Here is a 4,527-nt window from a genome sequence, read left to right on the forward strand (position 1 = left end):
AGCGCCCGATTGAAGTGTCCAAAATCATTAGGCCAGTTCAGCTTGCTCGCGAATGGCGCAGGCACCACGGTGCATCAGTCCGGCTCACACCCCTTCAACACCAACCGAATAATCGTCAACGCCGCCGCCTCATAATCCGCCTCATCCAACTTGGCCTTGCCGGTGATTGCCGAGATCTGCCAGTCAAAATCCGCATAGGTCTGTGTCGCCGCCCAGATGCTGAACATCAAGTGGTTGGGGTCAATCGCTGCGATCAGGCCGCGATCCACCCAGTTCTGGATACAGTCGATGTTGTGCCTGGCCTGGGCGTTGAGTTGCTCGACCTGCTCGGCACTCAGGTGTGGGGCGCCGTGCATGATTTCGCTGGCGAAGACCTTGGAGGCAAACGGCAGGTCGCGGGAGATGCGGATTTTCGAGCGGATGTAGTTGCTCAACACTTCCTTGGGCTCGCCCTCCGGGTTGAACGGCGTGGAGGCGGCGAGGATCGGCTCGATAATGCTTTCGAGCACCTCGCGGTAGAGGTTGTCCTTGGACTTGAAGTAGTAATAGACATTGGGCTTGGGCAGCCCGGCCTTGGCGGCGATGTCGCTGGTTTTGGTCGCGGCGAAGCCCTTGTCGGCAAACTCCTCGCTCGCCGCCCGCAGGATTTTTTCTTTGTTGCGCTCGCGAATGCTGCTCATAAACCTGGACTTTCCTTGCCAAGACTGGCGGTTGCGCATGGTAGCACCGGCTATCCGCGAGCCTCAACAAGGCGCCCGCAAAGCCTTGCGCCGCGTTATGCTCGGCGTATCCCACTTTATGGAAGACCGATTCATGGCAGGCAGCAGCTTACTGGTACTGATCGACGATATCGCCGCCGTACTCGACGACGTTGCCTTGATGACAAAAATGGCCGCGAAGAAAACCGCGGGCGTACTGGGCGACGACCTGGCGTTGAATGCCCAGCAGGTTTCGGGTGTGCGTGCCGAGCGGGAAATTCCCGTGGTGTGGGCGGTGGCGAAGGGCTCGTTCGTCAACAAGCTGATCCTGGTGCCGGCGGCGTTGTTAATCAGTGCGTTTGCGCCGTGGGCGGTTACGCCGCTGTTGATGTTGGGCGGCGCTTACCTGTGTTTTGAAGGGTTTGAGAAACTCGCGCACACATTTCTCCACAGCAAGGACGAGGACAAGGCCGAGCACGCGCAGTGGGTCGAAGCGGTAGCCGATCCGGCAACCGATCTGGTGGCGTTCGAAAAGGACAAGATCAAAGGCGCGATTCGCACCGACTTTATCCTTTCGGCCGAAATTATCGCCATCACCTTGGGGACCGTGGCGGATGCGCCGTTGATGCAGCAAGTGATCGTGCTCTCCGGCATCGCCATCGTCATGACCGTGGGTGTTTATGGGCTGGTCGCCGGCATCGTCAAGCTGGATGACCTGGGCCTGTGGCTGACGCAGAAGCCCGGCCAGCTGGCGCGCAGTATCGGCGGCGCGATCCTGCGGGCGGCACCGTACATGATGAAAAGCCTGTCGGTGATTGGTACGGCGGCGATGTTCCTGGTGGGCGGTGGCATCCTGACTCACGGGGTGCCGGCGGTGCATCACTGGATCGAGTCGGTGAGCCAAGGCGCGGTAGGGGTGGCGTGGCTGGTACCGACATTGCTCAATGGCGTCGCGGGGATCATTGCGGGTGCGGTGGTGCTGGCGGTGGTCAGCGTGGCCGGCAAACTCTGGAAAACCGTGAAGGCTTGATCCTGCAGTCATAAAAAAAGGCCATTCAATCGAATGGCCTTTTTTGTGGGCGTTGTTTACTCGGCAATCTGCAACTTGCGCGATTCGGTGTAAATGTAACGCACCTTTTCATATTCAAACGGCGAGTTCATCTGCCCATACCGGAAGCTGGTCTGGTAGCGCCTGTCTACCGCGCGTAGCGCCCAGATTTCCGGGTGGTTGGAGCTGACTTCGGACACGTTGAGGAAGTTGATCTGGCTCTCTGCGGTGTAGTCCACGATCAAACCCGTGGTGTCACGCAGGTTTGACGGGCCGAAGACCGGCAGCACCAGGTACGCGCCGCCGGGCACGCCGTAGAAGCCGAGGGTCTGGCCGAAGTCTTCGCTCTGGCGCGGCAGGCCCATGGCGGTGGCCGGGTCCCACAGGCCGGCGATGCCGACGGTGGTGTTGAGCAGCAGGCGCCCGGTGGTTTCCAGGGAACGATGGCCCTTGAGTTGCAGCAGGCTGTTCAACAGGTTGGGCACGTCGCCCAGGTTGTTGAAGAAGTTGCTGACGCCGGTACGCAGGAAGCTTGGGGTCACGTAGGTGTAACCGTTGACCACGGGTATGAATACCCATTGGTCGAAGCGGTAGTTGAAGTGGTACACCCGACGGTTCCAGGCCTCCAGCGGGTCGTAGACGTTGAGCGCGGTGAGCGACGAACGCTCGAACTCACGCTGGTCCATGCCGGGGTTGAACTTGAGCTTGGACAGCGGCTCCTTGAAACCGTCGGAGTCGACCTTGATCGGCTCGTGGGCCTTGCTGTTGTCGGCATTGGCCACGCCCGCGCACATCAAGGCGGCGAGCAGCAGAAGATATTTAGCCACGGAAGAACTCCAGCATGGCGTCGGCGTTGACGCGGTAATTGAGGTTGCCGCAGTGGCCGCCCAGTGGGTAGACGGTCAAGCGATCGCCGAAGGTTTTACGCAGGAAACCGAGGTCGCCAGGGCCGAGGATCACGTCGTCGGCGTTGTGCATCACGGCGATTTTCTTGCTGCTGTGCAGGTAGTCCTTGAGGGCGTACAGGCTGACCTGGTCAACCAGTTGCAGCAGGCTGCCGCCGTCGGTGCGGGCACGCCACATCGGGATCACCTGCTCGGTGAGGTAGCAGTCGAAGTCGCATTGCAGCGCGCGCTTGAGGAACGGCGTGAGGCTGGTGCTTTCGGTGATCGGGTACTTCGGCGGGATAATCAGGCCGCGACGGTTTATCAGGTCCGAGGTAAAGGCAATGTCGGCCGCCGAGAAGCGGAACGAGGTGCCGATAAGCATGGCCATCTGTTCGTTGGTCAGGTGCTGCTTGGACTGCTGGAAGTCGTAGAGCAGGGCGTCATTGAGGTCGATGTAGCCTTTCTGCTGGAAGTAGCGGGTCAGCTTGTTCAACACCAATTCATAGAAGGTGGTGGTGTTGTTGATGCCCTTGACCTCGGTCTGCACCAGCTTGTCGAGGTTGGTGATCGAGGTGTAGAGGTTGACCGGTGGGTTCAGCAGCAAGACTTTCTTGAAGTTGAAGCTGCGGCGGGTTTCGTCCAGTTTGGCCACGAATGCCGCATCCAGGCCGCCGAGGCTGTAGCCGGTGAGGTAGAAGTCGGTCACCGGCAAGGATGCGTTCTGTGCGCGCACGGCTTGCATCACGCGGTACATGTCTTCGGCATCTTCCTGGGTGATCCCCGGGGTGGCGAAGCGTGAGGCGGCGCTGATGAAGTCAAAGCTGGTGGGCGATGACAGTTGCACCACGTGGTAGCCGGCCTGGTAATACAGCTTTTTCAGGTATTCGTTGATGCTGCTGTCGAACCGCGCACCGGTGCCGGCGATCAGGAAGATCAGCGGCGCGGCGCGGTCTTGCTTGGCGATGCGGTAGGTGAGTTTTTTTACCGGCCAGAAGTTGTCGGGCAGGCTGAACTCGCGCTCGGGGCGCATCGTCAGGGTGTAGTCGGATTGGTTGATCTCGTCGTTGCTCGGCAGTTTTGGCCGAAGGTCGGGCGGGGTGGTGGCGATGGTCGCTTCAAACGGGTTGGTCAAAGGGTAGCCATAGCTGGCTTGGTCGATATCGACCGCCAGTGCTGACGCACTCAGAAAAAGGCTGCCCAACAGGGCGGCACAGCGCAAGGAACGGAGCATGACTAAATCCCTAAGAGGAAACGTGCTAAATGAAGTTCGCAGGCTATGACCACCGCGCTGTCGCCGAAGTGCCATCACGCGGCACGAAATGTCGGAAAATAACGTCGGAATCGGGGTAATAGTAGCCAGACGATACACTTTGCCACGCTTTGGTGGAGACTAATTGTGTGTATGCGCCTTGCTAACGGCTGCCGGGGCATTAAGCTGAGCGCCGTTTTTGCCTATCGGAGTGCCCCATGTCCCGTCGCTTGCCGTTGATTTTGCTGCTTATTGCCCTGCCGCTGTGGCTGGCTGCCAGTTATGGCGCGCGTTATGGCTTTATGGAGGATGGCAGTTGGGTGGGGATCTGCGCCGACGAAGCCGGGCGGTGGGAATGCCAGTTGCGTTCGAACCTGGGCTTGATGATTCACTTCAAGGTGCTGGGTTGGGTGGCGTTGATTGCGTCGGTTGTCGCGTTCTTGGTGCCGGGCCGCGTGGGCTGGTGGCTGGCGGTGCTGGGGATGGTGTTCGGGTTGCCGGCGCTGGCGTTGTACAACACCGCGTTTGCGGTGTTTGCGTTGGTGATTGCGGGGTTGCGGTTGGTCAGGAAGCCTCGCGGCGTCTGATAGGGCCTCTTCGCGAGCAAGCCCGCTCCCACATTCGACCGCATTCTCATGTTGGAAC

5 protein-coding genes are annotated in these 4,527 nt (G+C 59.8%); 2 read left to right on the forward strand and 3 right to left on the reverse strand.

Annotation, left to right across the window (positions count from 1 at the left end; all coding sequences use genetic code 11):
• Window positions 1-74: 74 nt before the first annotated feature.
• On the reverse strand, window positions 75-680 hold the full coding sequence (locus NUV89_RS27865) for a TetR/AcrR family transcriptional regulator (protein WP_257783848.1): 606 nt from the start codon (window positions 678-680) through the stop codon (window positions 75-77).
• Window positions 681-813: 133 nt separating this feature from the next.
• Between NUV89_RS27865 and NUV89_RS27870 the strand changes: the two genes are divergently transcribed.
• Window positions 814-1,728, forward strand: a complete 915-nt coding sequence (locus NUV89_RS27870; RefSeq protein WP_257783849.1) for a DUF808 domain-containing protein — start codon at window positions 814-816, stop codon at window positions 1,726-1,728.
• A gap of 56 nt (window positions 1,729-1,784) precedes the next feature.
• Here NUV89_RS27870 and NUV89_RS27875 read toward each other — a convergent pair whose 3' ends face one another.
• Window positions 1,785-2,573 (reverse strand): VacJ family lipoprotein, encoded by a 789-nt coding sequence (locus tag NUV89_RS27875; protein WP_257783850.1) that lies wholly within the window; start codon window positions 2,571-2,573, stop codon window positions 1,785-1,787.
• Window positions 2,566-3,864: a serine protein kinase PrkA gene (locus NUV89_RS27880; protein WP_017734345.1), complete on the reverse strand. Its 1,299-nt coding sequence runs from the start codon at window positions 3,862-3,864 to the stop codon at window positions 2,566-2,568. Before NUV89_RS27880 ends, NUV89_RS27875 begins: the two co-directional genes overlap by 8 nt.
• A gap of 236 nt (window positions 3,865-4,100) precedes the next feature.
• Between NUV89_RS27880 and NUV89_RS27885 the strand changes: the two genes are divergently transcribed.
• The gene (locus tag NUV89_RS27885) at window positions 4,101-4,469 is read left to right on the forward strand and encodes a hypothetical protein (RefSeq protein ID WP_257783851.1); all 369 of its coding nucleotides are present in this window, start codon (window positions 4,101-4,103) and stop codon (window positions 4,467-4,469) included.
• Window positions 4,470-4,527 lie beyond the last annotated feature (58 nt).

It is taken from the genome of Pseudomonas sp. 18.1.10 (assembly GCF_024655625.1).
Taxonomy (GTDB): domain Bacteria; phylum Pseudomonadota; class Gammaproteobacteria; order Pseudomonadales; family Pseudomonadaceae; genus Aquipseudomonas.

Coding starts and splice junctions, on each gene's coding strand:
- NUV89_RS27865 (WP_257783848.1), bottom strand. CDS start 680: ATGAGCAGCATTCGCGAGCGCAACAAAGAAAAAATCCTGCGGGCGGCG.
- NUV89_RS27870 (WP_257783849.1), top strand. CDS start 814: ATGGCAGGCAGCAGCTTACTGGTACTGATCGACGATATCGCCGCCGTA.
- NUV89_RS27880 (WP_017734345.1), bottom strand. CDS start 3,864: ATGCTCCGTTCCTTGCGCTGTGCCGCCCTGTTGGGCAGCCTTTTTCTG.
- NUV89_RS27885 (WP_257783851.1), top strand. CDS start 4,101: ATGTCCCGTCGCTTGCCGTTGATTTTGCTGCTTATTGCCCTGCCGCTG.